The sequence below is a fragment of the Marinomonas transparens genome (genome assembly GCF_016463975.1).
GTDB classification, from domain to species: Bacteria; Pseudomonadota; Gammaproteobacteria; order Pseudomonadales; family Marinomonadaceae; genus Marinomonas; species Marinomonas transparens.
Map to the genome: position 1 here is coordinate 112,813 of NZ_JAEMNX010000015.1, position 24,669 is coordinate 137,481.

Annotated in this window: 21 protein-coding genes; 5 read left to right on the forward strand and 16 right to left on the reverse strand. The window is 45.7% G+C overall.

Translation table 11 applies throughout. From position 1 onward, the window contains the following. Window positions 1–55 precede the first annotated feature (55 nt). The 8 genes from I8J31_RS13230 to I8J31_RS13265 all read right to left on the reverse strand — a co-directional run bounded on the left by I8J31_RS13230 (window position 56) and on the right by I8J31_RS13265 (window position 10,791). Window positions 56–418: a Rieske (2Fe-2S) protein gene (locus I8J31_RS13230; RefSeq protein ID WP_233402765.1), complete on the reverse strand. Its 363-nt coding sequence runs from the start codon at window positions 416–418 to the stop codon at window positions 56–58. After that, window positions 415–2,817: an efflux RND transporter permease subunit gene (locus I8J31_RS13235; RefSeq protein WP_199469052.1), complete on the reverse strand. Its 2,403-nt coding sequence runs from the start codon at window positions 2,815–2,817 to the stop codon at window positions 415–417. The genes I8J31_RS13230 and I8J31_RS13235 overlap by 4 nt, the downstream gene beginning before the upstream one ends. Next, window positions 2,814–3,893, reverse strand: a complete 1,080-nt coding sequence (locus I8J31_RS13240) for a WD40/YVTN/BNR-like repeat-containing protein (RefSeq protein WP_199469053.1) — start codon at window positions 3,891–3,893, stop codon at window positions 2,814–2,816. Before I8J31_RS13240 ends, I8J31_RS13235 begins: the two co-directional genes overlap by 4 nt. 8 nt (window positions 3,894–3,901) lie before the next feature. Then, entirely contained in the window at window positions 3,902–5,068 is a 1,167-nt protein-coding gene (locus I8J31_RS13245) for an MFS transporter (RefSeq protein ID WP_199469054.1), read from the reverse strand. Window positions 5,069–5,308: 240 nt separating this feature from the next. After that, entirely contained in the window at window positions 5,309–6,262 is a 954-nt protein-coding gene (locus tag I8J31_RS13250; protein ID WP_199469055.1) for a VOC family protein, read from the reverse strand. A gap of 20 nt (window positions 6,263–6,282) precedes the next feature. Beyond that, the gene (locus tag I8J31_RS13255) at window positions 6,283–7,440 is read right to left on the reverse strand and encodes an alpha/beta hydrolase family protein (protein WP_199469056.1); all 1,158 of its coding nucleotides are present in this window, start codon (window positions 7,438–7,440) and stop codon (window positions 6,283–6,285) included. A gap of 280 nt (window positions 7,441–7,720) precedes the next feature. Then, entirely contained in the window at window positions 7,721–9,082 is a 1,362-nt protein-coding gene (locus tag I8J31_RS13260; RefSeq protein ID WP_199469057.1) for a DUF1329 domain-containing protein, read from the reverse strand. A 17-nt stretch (window positions 9,083–9,099) separates the two neighbouring features. Continuing rightward, window positions 9,100–10,791, reverse strand: a complete 1,692-nt coding sequence (locus tag I8J31_RS13265; protein WP_325101205.1) for a DUF1302 domain-containing protein — start codon at window positions 10,789–10,791, stop codon at window positions 9,100–9,102. 146 nt (window positions 10,792–10,937) lie between these two features. On the opposite strand from I8J31_RS13265, the gene I8J31_RS13270 reads away from it, so the two are divergent. Next, window positions 10,938–11,852, forward strand: a complete 915-nt coding sequence (locus I8J31_RS13270; RefSeq protein ID WP_199469058.1) for a LysR family transcriptional regulator — start codon at window positions 10,938–10,940, stop codon at window positions 11,850–11,852. A 35-nt stretch (window positions 11,853–11,887) separates the two neighbouring features. Here I8J31_RS13270 and I8J31_RS13275 read toward each other — a convergent pair whose 3' ends face one another. The 4 genes from I8J31_RS13275 to I8J31_RS13290 form a co-directional block, all read right to left on the reverse strand. Beyond that, window positions 11,888–13,123 (reverse strand): anaerobic sulfatase maturase, encoded by a 1,236-nt coding sequence (locus tag I8J31_RS13275; protein WP_199469059.1) that lies wholly within the window; start codon window positions 13,121–13,123, stop codon window positions 11,888–11,890. 35 nt (window positions 13,124–13,158) lie between these two features. Further along, a complete protein-coding gene (locus I8J31_RS13280) occupies window positions 13,159–15,009 on the reverse strand; it encodes an arylsulfatase (RefSeq protein ID WP_199469060.1) in 1,851 nt (616 codons plus the stop codon). Between the two features lie 308 nt (window positions 15,010–15,317). Then, window positions 15,318–16,865, reverse strand: coding sequence for an NAD(P)H-hydrate dehydratase (locus I8J31_RS13285; RefSeq protein WP_199469061.1), 1,548 nt, complete (start codon window positions 16,863–16,865; stop codon window positions 15,318–15,320). Between the two features lie 12 nt (window positions 16,866–16,877). Next, entirely contained in the window at window positions 16,878–17,852 is a 975-nt protein-coding gene (locus I8J31_RS13290; RefSeq protein ID WP_233402767.1) for a LysR family transcriptional regulator, read from the reverse strand. A gap of 118 nt (window positions 17,853–17,970) precedes the next feature. Between I8J31_RS13290 and I8J31_RS13295 the strand changes: the two genes are divergently transcribed. Further along, window positions 17,971–18,573 (forward strand): nitroreductase family protein, encoded by a 603-nt coding sequence (locus I8J31_RS13295; protein WP_199469062.1) that lies wholly within the window; start codon window positions 17,971–17,973, stop codon window positions 18,571–18,573. A gap of 89 nt (window positions 18,574–18,662) precedes the next feature. On the opposite strand, the gene I8J31_RS13300 is transcribed toward I8J31_RS13295, so the two are convergent. The 3 genes from I8J31_RS13300 to I8J31_RS13310 all read right to left on the reverse strand — a co-directional run bounded on the left by I8J31_RS13300 (window position 18,663) and on the right by I8J31_RS13310 (window position 21,021). Further along, window positions 18,663–18,899: a thioredoxin family protein gene (locus I8J31_RS13300; protein ID WP_199469063.1), complete on the reverse strand. Its 237-nt coding sequence runs from the start codon at window positions 18,897–18,899 to the stop codon at window positions 18,663–18,665. A gap of 37 nt (window positions 18,900–18,936) precedes the next feature. Then, window positions 18,937–19,938 (reverse strand): permease, encoded by a 1,002-nt coding sequence (locus I8J31_RS13305; protein WP_199469064.1) that lies wholly within the window; start codon window positions 19,936–19,938, stop codon window positions 18,937–18,939. Window positions 19,939–20,073: 135 nt separating this feature from the next. Next, window positions 20,074–21,021 (reverse strand): AraC family transcriptional regulator, encoded by a 948-nt coding sequence (locus I8J31_RS13310; RefSeq protein ID WP_199469065.1) that lies wholly within the window; start codon window positions 21,019–21,021, stop codon window positions 20,074–20,076. A 157-nt stretch (window positions 21,022–21,178) separates the two neighbouring features. Between I8J31_RS13310 and I8J31_RS13315 the strand changes: the two genes are divergently transcribed. The 3 genes from I8J31_RS13315 to I8J31_RS13325 all read left to right on the forward strand — a co-directional run bounded on the left by I8J31_RS13315 (window position 21,179) and on the right by I8J31_RS13325 (window position 23,875). Beyond that, complete coding sequence (locus I8J31_RS13315) at window positions 21,179–22,009, forward strand: SDR family oxidoreductase (protein WP_199469066.1); 831 nt, start codon at window positions 21,179–21,181, stop codon at window positions 22,007–22,009. After that, window positions 22,003–22,491: an anthrone oxygenase family protein gene (locus I8J31_RS13320; RefSeq protein WP_199469067.1), complete on the forward strand. Its 489-nt coding sequence runs from the start codon at window positions 22,003–22,005 to the stop codon at window positions 22,489–22,491. The genes I8J31_RS13315 and I8J31_RS13320 overlap by 7 nt, the downstream gene beginning before the upstream one ends. A gap of 121 nt (window positions 22,492–22,612) precedes the next feature. Beyond that, complete coding sequence (locus tag I8J31_RS13325) at window positions 22,613–23,875, forward strand: hypothetical protein (protein ID WP_199469068.1); 1,263 nt, start codon at window positions 22,613–22,615, stop codon at window positions 23,873–23,875. A gap of 89 nt (window positions 23,876–23,964) precedes the next feature. On the opposite strand, the gene I8J31_RS13330 is transcribed toward I8J31_RS13325, so the two are convergent. After that, window positions 23,965–24,315, reverse strand: coding sequence for a putative quinol monooxygenase (locus I8J31_RS13330; protein ID WP_199469069.1), 351 nt, complete (start codon window positions 24,313–24,315; stop codon window positions 23,965–23,967). Between the last annotated feature and the right edge of the window lie 354 nt (window positions 24,316–24,669).

A 24,669-nucleotide genomic window follows, 5' to 3' on the forward strand; every position in this document is an offset into this window, starting at 1 on the left:
TTTATCGTAAATGTTATTGAGACCTTCGTTCGATACTGCACGCCAAGCTCTCTTGTTAATTAATATCCGCTAATGACACGGACACTTCGCCCGTCTCACTTATCTGCACAGGGACTTTTTCTAAACTCTGACCAAGGCATGGCCCCTGAATACACAAACCTGTTTTTGCCTCAAACAAGGCCCCATGGGCATGACAGGTCACATGGATTTTCTTCGCATCCATATAAGCGTCTCTACGCCATGCCATGGGGGCACCATCAACATGTGGACAAGCATTGCGCCACGCGTATAGTTCGCCTTCTTTTTTCACCACGAAGAACAAATCATGCCCTGCATCGTTTTCCAGAAAGCCCTTTGACGCCCCCTCTTCAAGGTCATCAACATGGCAAAGAACTTTTGTCCCAGTCATCTGACTCATGCCGCAGGCTCATCCTTGCTTTCTTCACTGCCTGCGTATTTCGGTTTAAGCAAGAAATGCGCGAGGGCTGGCAGTAGAATCAATGCGCCTAGCATGTTCCAAATGAACATAAAGGCCAGCAATAAGCCCATATCGGCTTGGAATTTGATTGGGCTAGCCACCCAGGTAATGACCCCAACGGAAAGGGTCACACCCGTCAACATCACCACTTTTCCGGTAAAGTTAAGCGCTCTTAAATACGACTTAGACAGGCTAGTACCATCTCGCAATCCCACCAAGGTAATGGATAAGATATATAAGGCGTAATCAATACCAATGCCCACCCCTAAAGCGATAACAGGTAAGGTCGCCACCTTCACCCCCATGCCCAATTGCACCATCAAGGCTTCCACCATGATGGAAGTCAGCATAAGCGGAAGAATCGCCACAATAACGGCTTTAAAGGAACGGAAAGTAATCAAGGACAACAACGCCACTGCACCGTAAACAAGGAACAGCATTTGATACCATGCCGCTTTCACAGAGATGTTGGTCGCCGCTTGAATACCTGCACTGCCAGCCGCTAAGAGGAACTGCACATCGTCTGTGTCATTGTCTTTGGCAAAGTTTTCCACATGATTGACGATATTCGTTAGGGTATCGGCTTTGTGATCTTGCAAATACACGTAAACCGTCAACAGGTCACAGCTGTTGTTGTACAAGCCACGTGGTGCACCAGCGGTGATGTAGTTAAGCATGCTTTGATTCGGTAAAAACTCGTACCACTTAGGGTTACCTTCGTTTAAACCAGACAGGACACGACGTGACAATAGCGCCAGTGAGTTAGTCGTTTCCACACCGGGTAACTGACGTAACTGCCATTCAAGTGCATCAACCTTATTCAAGGTATCGTACTGAGAACATTCATTTTTTGGCGTTTTCACCATGATCGCCATCACGTCGCTAGAAGCACCATAGTGCTGATTCATGAAAGCAACATCTTGGTTATAACGGCTGTCTTGACGTAACTCTGGGGCGCCCTGATCTAAATCACCAATTTTTAACTGGGTACTTAATGCCAAAGCGCCAATGGCCAATATAAAGCCACCAATCAAGGCCCAAGTCGCCCATTTGCGCTGGGTGAACTTATCTAAAAACACCCATAAGGCAGGCACTTTTTTACCATTGTCATCATTAATGTCATTGATCACACTCCGCTGTGCGGCTTTTTTGCCCACCCCTACATAGGACAGCATAATAGGCAGCAAAATCAGGTTAGTAAAAATAAGCACGGCCACACCAATAGAGGCGGCAATAGCCAATTCTTGAATCACCTTAATATCAATGACCAGCAAGACAGCAAAGCCGACGGCATCGGCTAACAAGGCAGTCAATCCAGCGAGAAACAAACGTCTAAAAGTAAAACGTGCTGCGACTAATTTATCAAAGCCACGCCCCACATCTTGCATGATGCCATTCATTTTTTGTGCGCCATGGCTCATACCGATAGCAAACACCAAAAACGGCACCAAGATAGAATAAGGGTCTAACACATAGCCCAAGGTAGGCAAGATACCAAGCTGCCAAACCACCGCTAAGATAGAAGCAAACACCACCAGCAAGGTGGAACGCACACAACGGGTATACCAGTACACCATGATGGTAGCGATCACTACCGCTAGGGCAAAGAACCATAAAACCGCCTGTACCCCTTCAATCAGGTCGCCCATGACCTTGGTAAAGCCGGTAATGTGAATGTCTAAGCCTTTCGCTTGATACTTAGCTCGCAAGTCTTCAAGAGCGTCGGAGTACTTGGCGTAATCCAGCGCGTCACCTTCTGCGTCTTGGCTTAATAGAGGCATATAGATGATGGTTGATTCTTCATCCGCAGCAATCAATTGACCAATTTGCCCAGAGCGCGCCACATTGGCTTTGAGCTGTTGCAAACTCTCCGCTGAACCATCGTAATCTTCAGGAATGACAGGGCCGCCATCAAGGCCTTCTTCCGTAACACCTATCCAGCGGGTTGAAGGCGTCCATAGTGATTTCATTTGCACTCGGTCTACACCGGGCAAAAGAAACACTTCATCGCTTAATTGGCGTAATAACTCTAAATAGTCGGCGTCATAAATATTGCCTTTAGGGCTCACCACCGCAATTCTTAAAGCATTGCCTAATCCAGTCAGTTCGCTTTCGTATTTTAGATAGTTTTGAATATATTCCTGATTAGTGGGCAGGGTTTTTTCAAAACTGGCATTAATCGTCAGTTTCGTTGCTTGCCAACCCAATAAGGCAGTCAGCAAGGCACAAACAATAATGACGATTAAGCGATTGTTAAACAGCACTCTTTCGATAATAGAACCCGTATTAGGGTCAAACTCATCTGCTGGAGAAACCGGAACTGGCGAATGATGTTTCATTTAAAATCTCCCACATCAATGGAAACAGGTCCATGGATGCTTAAAGCAAGTACACTACCATTAGATTTTTCCACCACATTGGTTAAAGGTGGAAGGCGTTTACGGGTTACAGGAACCAAACTATCGGCTTTCAAGCCAAGCAAAATGCCCGCTTGATTCGCCATGGTGATTTGTCCATCCGCATTAATAAAGGACGCCAAAATAGAGGCATGAATAGGGTTTTTGATATGTTTCCAATTTTCACCATTATCATTGGAAACCAAGGTGGTACCACGTAATCCAGCCAACACAATCTTGCTATCACCCTGTAATTGAGCGGTAAAAAAGCTGCCTTCATAGGGTGTTTCAATGCTAGTAAAGGACTGTCCATCATCCATGGAAAGCGTGACAAAGCCTTGCTCGCCAGCCACCAAGATGCGCTCACCCTGTTTGCGAATACTGTAAAGATGAAGGCCAAAATCGTTTTCTAAACGATCCATCCAAGAAACCCATGTTTTGCCGGCATCTTTACTTTCTAAGGCAAGCCCATAAGCGCCCACCACAATCAAATGCTGAGCATCAAGCACCAACATGTCTAAAAAGGGTTTGTCTGGGCCGTCCTCAACCAAAAATGTAGCTTGCCTAATGGCCTCCTTATCTTTATTTTTTTCGGCTTGAGCCAACAGATCACTGGCTAGCTGGCGACCGTTGAGCTGAACTTGCCAGTCTTCACCACCGTTGATGGTACGTAGCACAGTCCCACCATGACCAATGGCATAACCGTTTTTATCATCAAAAAACTGCACTTCTGTTAGGGTCACACTGACCGGCGAAGAAACCTGACGCCAGCTTGTCCCATCGTCTTCTGAAAGCAGAATTAAGCCGCGCTCACCAACAGCAACGAGGTTATTTCCAACCTGATCTGCCGACGTTAAGAAAGCTTTAGCACCCAGTTCCGACAAAATTGCAGGACGGTAAATAGCGTCTTCGACCGTAGCATTAGCATGAATACTGCCCAATAAAAGCGAGGCCAAAACAACATTGGAAAATTTACGCAAAAAGCAAGAAGCAACTTGAATACAGATTGCTTTATTCATTTTATACCTCACGCCACAGGCTCAGATTGAACAGCTTCTGAACTACGCTGGAAAATACGCATAAAGCAAAAAAGGGAAATAACACCAAACACCAAAGCCGCGATACCTATGCCATGATAACCAACCGATTTAACGATGGACCCACCTAAGATAGGACCAATGGCTGCACCAATCATGACCATCGCAGGGGTCGCCGCCATGGCTCGACCAGAGGTGTCTAAGCGCGCTAATAGGCCAAACACGAAGGTATGGGTAAAGATCATTAAAGAGACAAAAAAGGCAGCAGATACGGCATAGAAAACAAAGCCGCTGCTATTCATCATGATATTAGACAAAACGATTTGTAAAACAGGACCGCTGAAAAGCACAACACGCTCTGAAATACGTTTTTCAAAGACCCCTGCCAGTGCGGCAGCGACAATATTAATCAAGGCAAGGGCGACCAAAACCAAGGTAATTGAATCCGTTGCAAAACCTCGTTCATGGCCCACTCGCTCCATAAAACTAAAGGTCATCGCCTGAGTCACCGCCATCAAGCTAATACCAACAATGCCATACCAAACACTGCGAGGAATCTTAGTCGCGCTGCTAACTTTGTCTTGCGCTTCTTCTTCTGAGTTTAAGGTAAAAGATGGAAAGGCCACGGCACACACCAAGGCAGCAATCAACATGATGCCGGCAAAAATAACGAACAATGAATGCCCACCAAGCGCTTTAGTAATATTGGGGGTAGCCCCCATAAAGACAAAACCCAAAACACCTAACATGAATCCAGCGATAGCAAACAAGCGATGGGGATTATGGCCTCGGGCAAAGGTGCCATGGGCCATACTTAATGCCGCACTGGCACTCAAACCAGCCATCACATGCAATACCGCTAGCTGAATATAGTCCGTGGTTTGAGATGCCGCCAAAAAGGACAACCCTGACACTAAAAAGCCAACGGATGCCACTACACGACGGTTAAGCTGCTTAAAGCGTGGGGCGATCAAAATACTGGCACACACAGCACCGAGCAAAAAGAGAGTCACCAAACCACCCGCTTGCTGAGTATCCAAGTGGTAGGAAGCCACTAATACACCGATCCATAACGGCAAGGCAACCAAATCTATCATGCCAGCACAATGGGAAACCATCAGAGCAATATTACCTTTCAAACCAAAACGATGACTCATTTTACACCTCCCGTTAGGAAGGCCGTTTCTCTTCGATCCGTAAAGCAATAAGTCCCGTATATCACAGACATTATTAACATTATTTTACCTTCCACTTTGTTTATTGTTATTTGTGGTTGCGACATTATTATTGCCGCTTATAAAACGTCTAATGGGGCAGAGATATTACCTTCTGCAACTGCCCCACAGCGTCTTTTATCTATCGTACATCTAGTCTATTTGTCATGTGTTGAATCACATTTACTCATAAGCGCCATTTTTACCAGAGTCCTTACCCGGCGCCCACTTACCTCTATGACGCATTAGGAAAGTCTGCGACGTATCGGCATCCGATGTGGCCACACGAGGCACCCAGTTTTGATCATGCAAATCCATATCTGCATCCATTTCGATATGGCAAGCAAATGGGCTGTTGAAGTACCAAAACCAGTTTGAGCCGAAAATGTGACGGCCCGGTCCCCAAAATGCTTGGTAGCCCTTTTCAATGAAACGCGAACCATTTTGCATCATTTCTGTTGGCCCACCAAAGTGGAAAGTAAAATGCTCGACACCTTGCATAAATGGTGGCGCACCAATCAAGAAATGAGTGTGGTGATCTAACGTACCAGCAGGCTGTAAGAACGGACCTGTTCCTTCAAAACGGTCAGTACAACGGAAGCCTAAACGTTCAACATAAAAGGCTTCTGCTTTCACTGGATCTGGTACGAAATACACAATGTGCGATAAAGTGCGTGGGCGAATTTGCTCAGCATCATCATTAACCGCTAGGTGATTAACAGGACGCTGAAAAGGTGACCCAGGTACATTGGAAATTTCACCCGGCAAGGTAAGTTCTTTACGCGCGGTGACCTGAAAACCAATCACAAAACCTGAATCGTCTTTGGATTCAATAGAACCATCCGCAAGGGTTTTCACTTCCCTGTCTTTACTCAGTTCCGCTGTGATCGCATCAATGGTTTCTTGATCAGCAACACCCATAATGGTTTTTCGCATCATGCAGCCATTACCAATACTAGGAGGAAGACTTTCATCTGATGCCTGCGCCAAAAGCACAGCCGTGCCATCCAAGGCTTCAAAACGGCCACCCGTTTCTGTTACATCTACTGGAAACAAACCATAATCGGTTAAGAAGGTCGCGCAAGCGGCAACATCTTCAACACCAAATACGATGGTTTCTAAACCTACTATTTTCATTATTATTATCCTCTTCGTAGTTAGGCTGTATGACCGTTAAGAACTTCCGCTACCCAGTCAGCTATATAAGCACCAGCATTAGCAGAATTATCAAAACTAGAATGCTGAACACCGCCTTCACGTTCAGTAAAGACTTTTAGTTCTCTCTTAGGGCTATTAACCAATTGCTCATAGGTACGATGTGCCCATTTCAATGGAATTTGAGAGTCTTTTTCGCCATGAGTCACAAGGAAAGGCACTTTAATACGATCTAACACGCCGTCTAGGTGAACGTTTTCCGCAATTTCCATGAACTCATCCATGTCTTTTGCCCCCCAAACCCAACGAACGTGCTCCCAGTAATGTGGTACAGGGAAACTGCCTTCTTTTTCTAGGCGACGCTTTTGCACATCACGCCAGTCATGGTTTGCACCCCATACCACACCACAAGCGAATCTCGGTTCAAACGCCACAGCTCGAGGACAGTAATAACCACCCAGTGACACACCTTCCATACCAATGCGTTTCGCATCAATCTCTTCACGGTTCTCTAGCCAATCTACAACACGGCTTGCCCAATGCTCGCTATCAAAACGCGCACTAAAACCTTGTAAGCGAATGGCTTCACCAGTTCCCGGTTGGTCAACAATCAGGGAAGACACGCCTCGTTTTGCCAGCCATGCGGGCAAACCAACGCGGTATTTCATTTCTTTAGTAGAGTCCAAGCCATTCACTTGAACTAGAATCGGCGCTTTGCCGTCTACGCCTTCTGCACGTACATATAAAGCAGAAAGGTGTTTTCCTTCATAGGGAATCTCAACGCGTTCACAGTTTTCTTTTGAAAGCTCAAGACCACGCAAAAATATTTCTTGAAAACGCTGATACAAAGCCGCACGATCCGGTGAACCATGACCTTGTAGACGCTCAGCAGTACAGTAATAAGTCGCTGCACGATTGTATTTGTCACCGGCAGAAATAAGGCGACCACATTCTTCGTCCTCTTTCGCTAGCTCACATAGCTTGTCTGCCATACGCTCCCAGCTATCACGGAATGCTTTTGAACCCGCTGCATCTTTGGCATTCGCCGCGTCTTTAAGCGGTGCGCACATTTCTTCAATTTCACCAATGCGTGCGCCCATTTCTAGGGCAAGGTTAATGGAAAGGTCCCATGGATAGTTAGTGGGAAAGTAGCGAAACATAAATTCTCCAATATCTTTTAAATGCCGTATTAACGGCTAGGGTTTATTAAATAAATCATCTCAATTAAGGCAGGGCTCAATAATAGATAGGCTCTCTAAACGTTAATCACCTGCATAAATGCAGGTGATTAAGACAATGCAGACGCATTTTTTCGAACAAAGAGAATGCTCTCGTATTATTCAGAAACCGCACCAAAGGGCTGACTCCAACCAAAAGGGGGTAAGGATAGAACCCACCCTCTGATACAAAATCCTTACTCAACCGAGCATCAAATGAACCTTATCGTGTTCCCTGACGTGCCAAACCTTGGCCCGTAAAAGTACTCGTTGGGAAACGTTCAACCGGTATACGCTGAGCTTCCTTACCATTCATCACATTAGCTATGTAAGCTTCGCTAGAAAGCAAGTTGTAGAAACCAAAGGTTTGTGGAATCGTACCTGGGTAATCAGGCATCACGTAGTTGAACTGCCACAAGGTTTTCCACAGATCACCATTTGAATCCCAACGATCACCTAGGGCCGCTTGCCAAGTATCTTCGTCAAGGTAGTACTTACTTCGCACTGCCGGATGGCGTTTGCCCTCAGCAAGGGTTGCCTCTACTTCCCACACACGGTGTAGTTCCCAACGAACCGTCTCTGGGTTCAAGTGGCTCCCCGTAATTAACTGGTCATTTGGGTATTGTAAGAAGCGGTTTTCATTGTATGGGATCAGCATTTCTTTCTTACCCAATAGCTTCCAATTAAACAGGTCAGTACGGCCAGAAAATACACTTAATTCATCGAAGGACATCAACCCAGCCGAAGCAGGCGTTGGTGTATCACAACAGGCATTAGGCAGTTTACGAACCCGACGCTGACCAGTCAGATAAACATAAGACTTAGATTTATCGGCTTCTATGTTGGTACGACCTACAATACGTTCACCGGCACGAATTGGTGGCCCAACGTTTTCAAGGTTGATCTCCCAGAAATAGCCATCGAAGTCTTCACTTGAGCCATCATCAAAGTAATAAGGCATTTGGTTTTTCAAAATACCATCTGTCGTCAACACGACATTACCGTTAGAGGTAATCTGGTATTGGTTAAGCTTGGTTTCCCAACTTACACCTCTCCAAGACAAACGGTGATTATTCATCGCTTCCAAGCCGTTTTGTGGAATCGGGAAAGGAATGCCACCATAGGCACCAACTAAGTCATCGCCATTTAGCTTAGCTTTTAACGCATTCTGCACTGTGAAGTCATATACCCAAGCAGGCGCTGTCGCCGTCCTGTGGGTTGGATAAACATCCAAACGGTAAGTATCAGGATATTTTTTCAGCATCGCCTTCACGCCGTCAGTCAACTTATCGGCGTACTGATCCATATTTGCGGCCGTCACCGAGTACAAAGGCTTCTCGTCAGCATAAGGATCAAGGCGATTACCGCCCAACTTTTGCCCTGGAATGGGGTCATTAAATCCACCAGTCCAAGCTGGAATAGAACCATCCGCGTTACCCGCCTTTTCCCCACCAAAAGGGGTCAAATCGGCACCCAATCTAGCGGCTTGCTCTGGGCTAACAGCCGCCTGAGTCGCCAGTGAAAAACAACCTAGTACCGTGGCCGTAAAAAGCATACTAAGAGAGTGTTTTTTATTGTTATACATCATCATTCTCCAAAAAATTAAAAGGTGGTGCTTACAGAAGCTGAGATAAAGTCACGGTCTTTAAGAGGCTGTAGATAGCTAGCTTTTGGCGGGTTAGTATTCGGGGCTTTACCATCAATCTGGAATGGCGCTGCTTGCCCATAATAGCTGACATAATTCATAGTAAAGTTCCACTTATTCAAGTACACAGCACTAAGCCCAAGATTAATGTCTCCACCACCATCAACACCAAATGCAGGACCTATTGCAGATGACTTACCAACAGTATGACTAACACCAATAGACGGACTAAGATCAACGCCATCAAACACTTGACGGTACGTTGGCTTAAATATCATACGAACAGCCATAGCTGATTTGTCAGAGTAAGGGTTTAGCATAGCTTCATTTTTCGTCGTTTTAACACGTGTATTCCAAGCAACCTCCCCTAAAAAAACGGCTTCCCGAGAAATAAAGGTTGGTACATTAGCCAACCAGCTAAACTGAGCATGAGCAGTTTCACCTACTGCATAACCGGGATTGTCTGTACCATTGTAGTTTCTATTAATACCACCAACATCAGAAGAGTCCTGCGTATAGCTAGCTAAAGGCGCATTACGACGATATGAGACTTCACCCGCTAAACTCCAACGACCAACCGTTTTTGCAAGACTAGCTCCATAGGATTCAATACCTTCTGCATAAACCCAACGGTATGAACCTTTAACTGGTGGCCCAGCCATACCGCCAGCAAATTGTCTCTCTTCAATATAAAAATAGTTATTCGCTGGGGTTGCAGAATGATAGCGCGTGGCATAGAAACCATAATCAATATCTAAATCGAAATCCGTCACCTTCAATTGCAAACCATACTGGCCACTATCAGAAGGAGAAAGATCAGACTCGTTTTTCAACTCACCCGCTGGGGTTTTGATCTTAATCCCTTCAACAGGGTCGCCTGCCGCTAAATAAGCTCCTGATGGAGGAAGGCGCGATTTTTCCCACTCATAGCCAATATAAGCGCCAAGAGAAACATCTTCTGTGAGCGGCAAATCTATAGACACTTTACCAGTAGGACGAATAGTTTCTTTGGTAGTTGAACCTGGAACCGAGGTCAATTTCACAATATCCATAGGCCCGTTTGAGGCTGCTACACTGTTCATTCCATAGAACAAGCTTTCACCCCATAGAAGACTGTGACGGCCTGCACGCAAAGTGCCTTCCATACCATCTTTGACAGGAAAACGTGCGTATACAAAAGCATCCAAAAACTCTGAGTCTTCACCCATAGTCCTTCTGGTACTAGGTAAAAACTCATCGGTTACATAAGCATTAGATGTGTCGCTAGTGTTATCATTTTTTTTGTGGTATTCAGCGTCATACCAAGCAGCACCGCTGACTCGTAAACCAAAGCGTTCCTGATAACTAAGATCAAATTCACTAAGTAAATCTAAACGATTAGAAACAACACCTTTATTAAAGTTGTTGTTACCATCGTTAAAGTTTTTGGCATCGGCACCAACACCATTAACCGTCCCATCAGTCCCTGACAATAAATCAGACTGATTTTTAAGACGAAAAGCGGTACTGTATTTAACTGTATTATTGAAGCTCATCCTAACATCAGAATTTGCTGTATCTATCTGAAATGCATAAGCGGTGGATGTACTAGAGACAATGGCTATCGCCAACGCCTTTAACCGAAACGGCATGGGGTTAGTTGTTTTCACTTGTTCTTCCTCTCAAATTTTATTTTTATGTATTAAGAACAGGCTTAATGTAAATGACTGTGACCTTTCAGAAAAATCCTTTAAACTAAATCAACCATTCGATCCGATCGAATGATCAAACGACACAGAAGAACGGGACACCACCAATGCGTTTTAAAAAACTCGACCTCAATTTATTGGTCGCCCTAGACACCCTACTCACCGAACAAAGCATCACCAAAGGTGCCGAAAAACTTAACATGAGCCCATCCGCCTTAAGCAACTCCCTTTCGAGGCTGAGGGATTATTTTGAGGATGACCTGCTAACGCAAATAGGTCGGAAAATGGTGATTACCCCATTGGGCGAAAGCCTGAAGGTGAATGTACGTAATGCATTGAACAACATAGAAAGTACCATCCTGGTACAACCCAGCTTTGACCCACAAACAACGGATCGTATCTTTAGTCTTTTTTGCTCAGATTACACCCAGACCGTGCTCGCACCTCACGCCCTAGAATTAATCGGCAAACAAAAAAGCTCCGCCCGCTTCCAATTTTTGGCGCAAGTGGAAAACCCCCACGAACAACTAGAACGAGGTCAAGCCGACCTCTTGGTTATTCCGGAAGGCTTCACCTCGAACGAGCACCCTAAAGAAGTCCTCTACGAAGAAGAGTTTGTGTGTGTGGTATGGCAGCACAGCGAGATAGCAAAAGGAGAGCTAACAAAGGAAAAATATGCAGAAGTGGGCCATGTATTGATGCGCCCATGGGGCATTAAAAAAGATTTTTTCGAAACCACCCTGGTACAAAAATACGGCATCAAACGCCGATTAACAGCCACTACCTTCAGCTTCACCTCACTACCCGCATTGGTAATAGGGTCAGAAAACATCGCCACTATTCACGTTCGGCTGGCACAAAAAATGGCCAAAGTATGGCCACTAAAAATCTTACCCTTACCCTTCGACATTCCACCTATGAAACAATGCATACAATGGCATCAATACAGAAACAACGATGAAGGCCTTATTTGGCTCAGGAATATCTTAAAGGAAGCCACCACGAACATGGACATAGAATAAAACAAGCAGAGCTGCCCTCAAGGAGAGCCACTCTGTTAAGAATAAAAGCTTTTCTTTATGTCTTGTTTGATTTTCTTGATCGGAACTTGCTGACTAAGAAGGCCCAGAGTATGGGACATTTTCGGTACAGCATGACTGAAATGTGATTTAAAGCCATCGCATAAATAATTACGATTAAGCAAACCATCGCTGGATGCCTCAAACCTGTGTTTGGGGCAGCCACCATGGCACACGGAACGCACCTCACATTGATGGCAATCGGTGCTAATGTTGGTCAACTTATCTTCACCGAACTTGAGGTTTTGCGGCAAGTTTACTAACTCGATTAGCGAGGTTTCATTCACATTACCCAGCTTATGTTCGGGGTAAACATAATGATCGCAGGAATACACATCCCCATTGGATTCCATCGCTAAACCGTTGCCACAGGTTTCACTAAACACGCAAGCCCCCGGCCGACCCGCTAGCTGGCTCATGGTTTGCTCAAAATTCATCACGAAGATTTTGCCTAGATCCTGCTGCACCCAATGGTCAAAAATCGTATTAAGAAACTTACCATAGGCCTTCGCTGGTACTGACCATTCTGCTAGATTAGATTCCCCATCAAACGTTGGCTGAATCAGGATCAAACCATCTCGGTCTGGCACAATAGCTTTACGCTCAACCAAGGGAATAAACTGCATATATTGACTGCCAATGCGCTTCAAGAAGGCATAGACATTTAACGGACGCTTGACGTTTTCCGCATTTACCACGGTTAGGGTATTAAAATCCACATGGTGTTTTTTGAGCAGGGCAAGCCCCCTGAGCGTATCGTCAAAGGTGCTTTTTCCTTTACGGGAAAGGCGATAGGTATCATTACTGATGCGATCCCCATCAATCGACACCCCAATCAAAAACTGGTGCTCTTTTAAGAAGAGTGCCCACTCCTCATCCAGCAAGGTAGCATTCGTTTGCAGCGAGTTGGTAATGGTCTTATACCCTCGATACTGCTGCTGAAACGCAATCGCTTGGCGAAAGAAGTCCACCCCCAATAGCGTGGGCTCGCCTCCCTGCCAAACAAAATCAATGACATCACTTTTTTGCGATTGAATCTGATCCCGAATGTAATTTTCTAAGGTGGTATTGTCCATGCGCCAGCGTTTTTTTCTTTCTGGGTAAAGATGCTCTTTTTCCAGATAAAAACAATAGGTACAGTCAATATTACAGACCGAACTGCTTGGCTTCGCCATCACTCCGAAGTTATTTATTCGCTCCATAACTTGACTCATCACACAGCCTTTATCAAACAGATCAAAAATACGTCTTAACGACCACTATAAGAAGCCGCATGCTCAATGACCTTATTATCACTCACATACTCTTGAAAAGCCCCTTTCAACTGCTTGACCAATTGCGGATACTGGGCGGCTAGATCTTGCGTTTCGCCACGATCCTTAGACACATCATACAAGGCCCAAGGCACATCCTTTCTAAACACTGGTTTTTTACTCAACGGTGCTTGCTGACTCAACTTCCAGTTATCTTTCAACACATAGCTGGCGCCCATTAGTTCATCGGCCAATACCGTGCCCTTAGGATGAACACGAGAGAAATTCCCCGAGTTCTGCAACTCTGCCAAGAAAGACACACCGCTAGGCACATAAATATCCTTACCTTTATACTGGCTGCTCGGCTTAGCAACACCCGCCGCAGCTAAAAAAGTCGGTAAAATATCTGTTATCTGCACACGCGCATTCGACGTTGGACGTTGGTCTTGCTGACCATTCAACTTAACGATCAGCGGCGAAGCTGTGCCACCTTCCGCACCAGTAAAGCCCTTAAATAAACGGAACGGAGCTGAACTCACTTCTGCCCAACGAGGGCCATAAGCCACCACAGAACCGGGCTTGCCCATATTATCTATGGCATTATTGATCTTGGTGCCAGGAATCGGCGGCGCAAAGGCCGACGCCCCTTCCGCACCATTGTCAGACATAAACATAATCAAGGTATTGTCGTATTCATTAATGTCTTTTAAATGCGCCACTAACCGACCAATATGACGATCTAAATTACTCACCATGGCGGCATAAATCTCCATGGATTTTGCTTCTTTCAACTTATCTTGTGAATTTAGTTCGTTCCAACGTTTTGGACCAATCGCACCACTATCGGCTTGGAGCGTCGTATCGATCAAACCCAACGCCTTCATGCGTTCAATACGACGCTGCTTGATTACCTCGTAGCCAGCATCATAACGCCCTTTATGCGCTTCAATATCCGCTTGCGGCGCTTGCAATGGCCAATGGGGAGCCGTGTAAGCGGCATAAGCAAAGAAAGGTTTGCCATCGCCATGATTCGAATCAATATAGTCAATCAGCTTATTGGTATAAAACTCGGTGGAATAAAAATCTTTCGGCAAAGCCTTAGCAGGCATCAAGCGATCATTGTCTGCATACATCACTATATCCAGAGGTGTAGGCGGGTTAGATGGCGCGAAATGAGAACCGCCACCATTGACTAAAGAAAAAGATTTATCGAAACCACGGGCATAAGGCAGCGCTGTTTTATTGATGCGATAAAAAGCCTTATGCTTTTTATCTGGCCGCTTAATGTCATAGGCCAAATGCCATTTACCCACCATATAAGTGTGGTAACCCGCATCAGACAAAAGTTCCGGCATAGACGCCGTTTTAGGGCTTAAATGCCCGCGATAACCTTCTGGGATATTGTCAAAATCGTAGGTGTTGGACTTTCCCCATGGCGCATTAATCGGCCTATTTTTAAGGATATTAATACCCACCACTTCACCCATATTCCCCATACCAGCAAGATGATGGTCTACCCCTGTCATCAAGCTAGATCGAGTAGGAGAACACACAGCAGCCGTATGAAAATTGGTTAACATGCGACCTTGCGTTGCCAAGGCATCAATATTTGGTGTATTGATTTCACTGCCGAAAGCACTCAGGTCGGAATAACCTAAGTCATCCGCCATAATCAATAAGATATTGGGTTGAGATGTACTGTTGGAGACAGAAACATGAGAAGAAGTATCCGCTTGAGTCGAGGCCGAAATGCTTAACAAAGAAGCCGCCACAACACCAAGGCAAAGATGAGGAACTTTAAATTGAGACAAGGCGCTTACGCCATTATCTTGATAGCGATCGAACATAGAATTATCCACTACTAAATGTCATTTATTTTTATTGGGAGCAAAACTATCAGTATTTTGATTTAGATCAAGCCCTTAAAACTGAATTGAGGTGTTTATAAAATCGAATCATCAAACAAAAAGCATCACTCTATTCGAATCCAATTCGTTTTCACACACAAACGCCAATCGAATATTCAGCTCAATTTATTGCACTTATGATCGTTTTCTAACAGATTCGTTCAGTCGCTAATCATACTAGCCATGAAAACAAACACCCTACACAAAGCAACACCATCGAGAACACTATTAAACACTTAGCGTTATCCTTACCGAACCTCTCTTGCCAAGGCTTGCTGCTGAATAAAGGCATTCAATATCTTCGGTAGGTGGTCGGGCAAATCTTCGGCGATCAATCCCGCACCGAAGTCCGCTGCCACGGCACCATGCAACCACACTGCCATGGCGGCCGCATCAAAGGCTTCAACGCCTTGCGCCAGCAAGCCAACAATAAAGCCTGTAAGTACATCTCCCGAACCGCCCGTGGCTAACTCTGCTGGGGCATTGGTGTTGATCATGGCTCGTCCATCTGGTGCGGCGATTAGGGTATCCGCGCCTTTTAATACCACCACAGCACCACTTTGCTTGGCAGCCAGTCGAGCACGCGTAAGCTTGTCCTGCATCACGCCATTCGCGGTTTCATTAATACGGGGAAATAAACGCGCAAACTCCCCTTCATGGGGTGTTAGCACACAGGGCCCTGCTATGGCGTCAAACAGCACTTGGGGATCACTTGCAAAGGCACTTAAGGCATCGGCATCTAACACCGTAGCCCGTTCTGTCACCAATGCAGCAAGCGCTATTTTACGGGTACGCACACTCTCAAACGCCACCAAGCCTGCGCCGGGTCCAACGGCAATAGCATTACGACGCGGATCTAATAATAACTCTTCAAAGTCTTCGGTTTCTTGACCGAGTTCTAATTTACTCACCATGGCGCCAGTCAAGGCATTGGCATAGATAGGCCAGACTTTACTCGGCACAGCCAAACTCACCAAACCAGCCCCAACTCGCATGGCACCACGGGCGGTTAAACGACTTGCCCCAGTTAGGGTTTCACCACCAAATATCAGGGCATGACCACGATGAAACTTATGCCCATCGAGACGTGGCCAAGGGTAGTTTTGCTGCCAAAGCGCTGGGTGGTTTTGCCAAACATTCACCTCGATCTCGTCCAATACAGACGCCGGAATGCCGATGTCCGCCACCACTAACTCACCGCACAGGCCACGGCCGGGAAACAGTAAATGCCCCGGTTTTTTACGGAAAAAGGTCACGGTCAGTTCTGCAGGGGCAACCATGCCAAGCGCTTGTCCTGTACTGCCATGCAATCCACTCGGTACATCCACCGCGCAAATAGCTGTCTTGCGTTCCGCCATGGCGGTGATCATTTCCAGTGCAATACCTTCCAGCGGACGGGCTAATCCCGCACCAAAGATGGCATCAATCACCAGTTCGGTTTGCTCCAATAACGAGACAGAGAAGTCTGCAATGTCGCCCTGCCAAGCTTGATAAAAATACTGAGCTTCCGCTGACAATTTTGCTTGATTACCAAGAAACGCCAGCCTTATTGGCCATCCGGCTTGTTGCAAATGACGGGCAATAACAAAGCCATCGCCGCCATTATTTCCGGGGCCGCAAAGCACTAAAACAGGCCGTGGCGACCAACGCTCTTGCACAGCATCCGCTACCGCTTTACCTGCTGCCGCCATCAAATCAACTGCTGGCACCCCAGCACGAACAGCGTCACTGTCTGCCCTCGCCATTTGCTCTACAGTCAGCAGTAATAAATCGTTTTTGCTCTGTTCAGCACTCATAAGATGGTTTCCTTAAATCGCAGATGGGTCGTCGTTTTTTAGGGCATCAGCAGACGAATACCTCGGCTCCAAAGCCTCAACTAAAAAATCCACCATGGCTCTTACTATGGGCTTTTTCGCAGCAGCGGATTTCCACGTTAAATATAGCATTGCAGCATTATGTTCGGTCAAAGAGGCTTGCCAATCAGGCAACAATTCAATCAATCGTCCACTCGCTAAATCTTCTTCAACAAAGGCTCGACTCACCAGAGCAACGCCTTGATTTGCCCTCGCCCACATGAGCAGCGGAGCACCACCTTCAGAAGCCAGCACCGGATCAATCCGCACCTTGCGAGACTCAGCACCTTTATTAAAATACCACCAAGTAAATTGACGAGGCTTTAAAAATGCCAAGCAGGGATGTTGGTGCAAGTCCTCAGGAGAGTGTAATGGCGGACATTGATTGACATATTCCGCCCCAGCGACCAAGACCGCAGACATTTCCATCAAGGGGCGATAAATAAGATTAGAGTCCTCTGGTCGGCCATAACGTATCGCCAAATCATAGGGACTGGCATGTAAATCGGTCATCTTATTTTCTAAGCTTAATGCTACACGAGCATGAGGATAACGCTTGCGAAATGCTGGCATTAAAGGCACGAGGGTTTCCCGACCAAAGGTATCGAAAGTGGTGAGATGAATGAGCCCATTAACTAGCGAGGTTTTATTCTGGAAACCCCCTTTCACCTCCGCCACTGAGCTTAAAATGCCAATACATTGACTATAAAATTGCTCACCATCTGGCGTTAGCTCTAGGCGACGAGTAGAACGAATGATAAGCCTTGTACCTAGCTCATGCTCTAGTTGATCAAAACGGCGTGTAATGGTACTTGGATTCTTACCAAGCACCTTGGCCGCCGCACTAAAGGAGCCGAGTTCCACGACTTTCACATATTGCTCCATTGCCTCTAACACAACATAACCCCCATGGTATTTTTTAACCGACATGATAACGCGATTAGTTTTGTAATTTACGCAAAAGCGAATCCGCAATAACAGCTATTTTAACAAAACTAAATAATCTCCACACTTAGTGCCATCAAAACACATTATTTGGAGAAAACAGATGAATACCCTAGACACCATTCAAGCACGTCGCTCTATTAAACAATTCGACAAAAAGCACCTAATCAGCGACGTGGATTTTCAAACCATGATCAAGGCAGGCATGCTTGCACCGACCTCTTTCAATATTCAACATTGGCGTTTTTTACAGATTACCGATAAAGAAAAACGCCGCCAATTACAAGACGCCGCTTGGGGGCAAGTACAGGTAACAGAAGCGTCTGAGCTGCTTATTATTACGGCCAATACAAAAGCCTGGGATCAGCAACCCGAGCGTTACTGGAAAAACACAACAGAAGAAACACGGGACACTCTCGTTAATATGCTGAAAGACTTTTACCGAGATAGAGAATGGTTACAAAGAGACGAAGCTATTCGCTCTGGAGCCATGGCGGCGCAAAACATCATGCTCGCGGCCACCGAGCTAGGTTACCAAACCAGCCCAATGATAGGTTTTGACATGGAAAAAGTCTCCGAGCTCATTCGACTCCCTGAAAATCATGTGATCGTTATGATGCTGGCCATCGGAAAAGGCACAACCGACGCTTGGCCAAGAGGTGGGCAATTAGAATTGGACGAAGTTCTCATTAAAGATCATTTCTAGGCACCCAGACAAGCCAGATGATAATGCTTTATTCGCATCTGGCTTTTCCGTCTCAATAGGTAATAAGTGATGACTAAAGTTCGCTGTTCTTATTCCTTAATCCACGCTTCAATTTGCCCTACGGTAGGAATACCGCCTTGGTGAACAAGCTTCTCGTCCAAAACGATAGCAGGCGTCGTCATCACCCCATAAGCCATAATTTGCCGAGGGTCTTGAACCTTTTCCACCCCAACCTCTATGCCAATTCTCACCGCAACCTGTTGTAAACGTTGCTCTGTGCTAACACATTTAGCACAGCCGGTACCCAGTACTTTGAATACTTTCATGATTTATCCTTTCGAAACCTTTTGTTTAAAAATGATCTTATAAATAAGGAGTTAGCCCATTAAACAACCAACCCAATAAAGTAAAAGCCACCAGCAAAATAACAAATAAAGTTGCTAGCAATCGCCAATGCATCACTTGTTTAAGCAAGATAAATTCTGGAAAGCTGGCCGCTACGGTGCTCATGCAAAAAGCCAGTGCGGTACCAATAGGCAAACCATTCACAATCAAGCTTTCCATCACAGGAATCACCCCAACCGCGTTGGAATATAAAGGAATACCCAGCAATACTGCTGCCGGTACAGACCACCATTGGCCGCCCCCTAGGTGCGCTTCAATCCAGCCATCCGGTACAAAACCATGCAATGCTGCACCTAAACCAACACCAACAATAACCCATTTCCACACCCGTGAGAAAATATCGACGGTTTCCGCTTTGGCAAATTGATGACGCTCAGCAAAGCTCATTACCGTCTGCTCTTTTACGCCATGATTGACGCCGGCAGATTGATCAGCCTGCCCCCGCTGCAAGGCTTCCAAAGCGAAAGATTCCAACCAACGTTCGGCTCGAATAGCATCCAGAAATACCCCACCGAAAATCCCGATAGCCATACCAGCCACCACATACAAGAGGGTAAATTTCCAGCCCAATAAACTCATCAACAATAGTACGGCAACTTCATTGATCAAAGGCGAAGTAATTAAAAAAGACATGGTAATGCCGATAGGAATGCCCGCAGAGGTAAAACCAAGAAAAACAGGAATACTGGAACAAGAACAAAAAGGCGTAATGGCGCCAAATACTGAACCTAAAACATAGCCAATCGCCCTATGTTTACCCAAAAGGTAGTCTCTTACTCGCTCTACATTGAGCGTGGCGCGAATCAAGGCAATGGCATAAATCATCACCGCCAACAGTACGGCAATTTTACTCACATCTTCCACAAAGAAATGTAACGCATCACCAAGTTTACTAGATGGCAACAAACCCATCAGACCAAATACGATCCAGCCGGCAAAATCAGTGAATATTTGGAACATAGGCTTTCTCCGTAACAAAAAATAAAGGCACAGCAGATACCTTCAGCTTACTCCCTTATTCAGGTATCACTGTTTAAATCTCATACAAAGCTGATATAGGTCTAAAAAGGGTGTGGGTAAGGAATCAGAAAAGGCTTAGTGACGAGCATGACTAGGAGAGAAACCAAAGCAACGCTTGAAGGCACGGGAAAAAGCCGCTTCCGAACCATAGCCCATTTGCTCGGCGACAATGGCAATAGGAACCACGGAATTCATCAGCTTGTTACGGGCAATCTGCATGCGTAAACGGGTCAGATAATGCTTAGCGGAATCCCCCACTAGCTCAGAAAATCGTGCCGAAAAGCCAGACCGAGACATGCCAACTTCTCGCGCCAAAGCCTCCACAGTCCAATCCTGTTCTGGGTGACGATGAATCGCGGCCAGCGCCTTGCCTATTTGTTTATCTTTAAGGGCAGCCAGCCAACCTTCACCGGCTTCTGGGGAAGATTCGATCCAATGTCGAATCACTTGTATCAACAAAATATCCGCCAAGTGGGTAATCAGAGTTTCGCCACCGGGTTTAAGCACCCTTGCCTCTTGAGCAATAAAACGCAAGGTATGCTGTAACCAACCATCCGTGTCAGCGCCCAAACTATCGATGACCAATACCTTAGGTAATTGAGCCACCAAATGATGGCCTGCTAGGTGGTCAAAACTCACCACGCCGCAGGTCATTTCGGTCCGCTTTCCACCACCGCCATAGTGCATAATTTCATATCGCTCGCTCACCTTATCAACCGGAATATCAAATAACCCTTCACAGGGCACATCAAGCTCATCGGTAATTCTATGGCCACGGCCATGGGGTACTAATGCCAACGCTCCTTGCCGCAGAAAATAAGGCTCTTCACCATTAACCTGTAGCCAGCAGTTACCAGAGGTAATGATATGAAACATCATTTTATCTTCAATGACGGGCATTTCGATGCCCCAAGGGGCCGTCAAGATTGAACGACAGTAAAGGCTACCGTTTAAACGTAACTGATAAAGCGTTTCACCAAGGGGGTCCGCTAATTGAGTAATATCGCGTTGTATTGTTGTCATATCTCGATTCTATCGAACAAAAACATAAAATCTATAATTTTGGATGAAAGATCAAATTTTATAGAGTTTATAACATTAATTGAATTTATTATTTACCTCATACTGACCTCCTAAGTTGATCAAATACGGCTAATAGCCGTCACAGGAGAGCAAAAAAATGAAATCACAACCTATTCTTATTATCGGTAAAAATGGCAAAACTGGCGCTAGAGTGAACCAACAACTGCTAGCTCAAGGGATAACAACCCGCGCCGTATCGCGCTCGACCACCCCAAGTTTTGACTGGGAAAAACCAGACTCGTGGCGTACCGCTATGGCAGGAAGTCGTGCGGCCTATGTTACTTTCCAGCCTGACCTTGCCATCCCTAGTGCAGAGCAAAGTATCAGAGACTTTGTGAGGTTAGCCCTCGAATTAGAGCTAGAGCATATCGTCTTACTATCGGGGAGAGGTGAAGACGGCGCACAGCGTGCCGAAAAGGTATTACAACAAAGTGGCCTCACTTGGAACATTGTTCGAGCCAGCTGGTTTCAGCAAAATTTCAGTGAGAGCTTCATGGCAGAAAGCCTAGCAAATGGTGAACTTTTCTTGCCCGTGGGTGATGTCGCTGAACCTTTTGTCGATGCCGATGATATTGCCGACGTAGCGGTCGCTGCGCTCACCCAGCCTCATTTACATAATCAAGTATTTGAAGTGACAGGCCCGAGGCCAATGACCTTCAGTCAATGTATCGAAGAAATTTCCACGGCCGTTGGCTACCCAATACATTACAGGCAAATTCCCATCGATCACTTTATCGGGGCATTACAGGAACAAGGTGCTTCACAAGACATTCAATGGCTCATGCGTGAACTTTTCACTGTGGTTTTTGATGGACGTAACAGTGACATCACCTATGGCGTTGAACAAGCCTTGGGAAGACCTGCGACCGATTTCAGGCACTACATTAAAAAAACGTTATCGAGCGGCGTATGGGACAAGTCATGCTAAACAACATCACGTATTTCATCATTGGTTTTGCGGCCGTGAGTTCAGGACTCATGGCTGGCGTCTATTTCGCTTTTTCAGCCTTTATCATGCCATCCCTTAAACAGGTCGATGCAGAAAAGTCCGTTGCAGTGATGAACAGCATCAATAGGGTGATTTTAAGGTCATGGTTTATGCCGCTTTTCTTCGCATCCACTCTTGCTTCAGTGTTGCTGGCTTTCACCGCTTTGTTCAACTTCACGTGGCCCGCTGCTGTGCTTCTTACGGCCAGCGGTCTTTATGTTATTGGCATGTTTTTATGCACGGCTTGTTTTAATGTGCCATTGAATAAAGCGCTACAGGCGGCAGAAGGTTCTGCCGTAAAGACAAGGCAAGTATGGCAACACTACCTCTTGCACTGGAGCCACTGGAATCATGTTCGAACCCTAGCATCTCTCGCCAGCTGTATTCTCTATGTGTCTGTTTTACAACTGTATGGACAGTAAATTCTCATTACTTCCTGAAGCCCCCTGTAGCGCATCAACCAACTTATGATATTGTGGAACAACAAAACTCCATTATCTAAAACACCTGCTTATTCCACTCTACAAGGGTACTCACCAGTCAATGAAGGCAATTCAAAAACACGTAGGCTGGTTCGTACTGGGGACACTGGTTTTCTATCTGTTGTCTTTCGCTCAATGGGCCCCCTTATGGCTACCGACTTTATTTGCTTGGGGAGCCAATATCGTCATGTGGCAAGCCCTACCAAAAGGAGCAAGGCGTCAGGTCAGTATATTAATGGGAATCGGCATTGCGGCGCTTATCTTTGCGGCCTCAAAAGGGGTATGGATGACATGGCAACAAGTACTCGCGGTGAACATTCCCCTATTAGCCATGTTTGTCGCTGTCTCGTTCTTAGATCTCACTGGCCCTACGGATGCTAAACGCCCCTTACCCAAGGGACTTAAGGCAATTATCAATACCGCTTTTGGAGTACACCTTTTAGGGTCTGTAATTAATTTATCTGTGCTAATGATATTCGCGGATCGCATCAAGGGCTCAGGCAAGCTAACCCATGCGCAACAATTTCTTCTGAGTCGTTGCTTTGCTGCTACCGCTTGGTGGTCACCCTTCTTCATCGCGACCGGGGTCGCCATCACCTATTCGCCCGGTATGAAATGGCAAGATACCGTCATTCCCGGAGTCTGCATGGCAGTAATCGCCATCATCCTGTCCAGTATTAATGCTTACCGCCATACCAATGAGGAATTTCAGGGCTACCCTATTCGTCTAGAAAGCCTATTTATTCCATCATGTTTGGCCGGTGCTGTGATTTTATTTCACTACTTCTGGCCAACTACCAGCATTCTAGTGCTTATTTGCTTGCTTTCTCCTAGCACAGCAATTCTCTTTATGAGCACCAAACCAAGAGGTAAAACCCTCTTTCATTTTATCGACCATAAACTGCCACTAATAGGCAGTCAGTTCGCGCTGTTTCTGGGGGCAGGAATCTTTTCTAATGGCATCGCAGCCATCATTCTTTGCTATCCGGAACTGTTTAATTTACAAAGTTTCAACTTTAGTCCTTTGCTATTCTCAACCGTATTGGCAGGTATGATTCTGATCAGCTATTTAGGGATTCACCCCTTAGTCAGTATCGCCATCGTCAGCCCCATGCTGTTGCCTTTGCAGCCACATCCTACCCAGCTCGGCTTCCTCTTTTTAAGCGCTTGGGCCATATCCGCCGGCAGCAGCGCCTTAACTGGACTCGGCCTATTAATGACCAGCCGTTATGGCATTCCAGCCAAAGCCATTATGGCAAACAATTGGTACTATGCACTGATCATGTGGTTACTTTGCACTTTGACTAACTGGCTGTTTTTATAAAAGCTGTTTTTTATAAAAAAAATGCCAGTAGTCTTAAACTACTGGCATTCTTGTGTCACAGAAAAAGCCTTGCTAATTATACGAGGCCTCTATACAAAAATAGGCTTATCGTAATCATAGCCTTCATCACTGTAAGCCGTGACAATCGCATCTTCCACTAAGCCTGTTTCCGCCTCGACTTGAGAAGTGAAAAAGTGTTGAATCTGCTTCCTGCGACCATGGGCAGCCCAAGAGTCAGCGTCATCCCAAATTTCATTAAACACAATAGGATAGTCATTTCTTGAGGCGCTTGGGTGATCGATCTGACGAGTCAGCATGTATTGAACACAACCTTCTTCCCGATAAGAGTCTGGTTCTAATGCTTTCAAAACCTCAAACAGCTCAGCTTCTTTACCAGCCTTTGGCTTAAATTGAGCAAGAACATACACTCGACTTGTCATCACACTTCTCCTACTGGGTTAAATTGCATTTACGCAATAAAAGCATCTATCCCATCAAAAAGCGACAAGGAATAAACTGACTTTTATTGATAACGAGAAAGTGGTCAATAGCTGTTTAGTACGGCAAATAATGAAATATGATGCCTACGACACTTCCTAGTACAGATAATTGAGACATATATGAATGTTCCGGTGCCATCCATATATGTCTTATTAAATTGCCAAACGCCTTGGTTAGAGAGTGTCAAATAACGGCAAGGTAAGCCATTGCGATAAGGAATACTCGCTTTAAATGCACCTTTGCTCCTGCCAGAAAAAAAATGGCCTTCTGAATCAGAAGGCCATTTTTTTGCA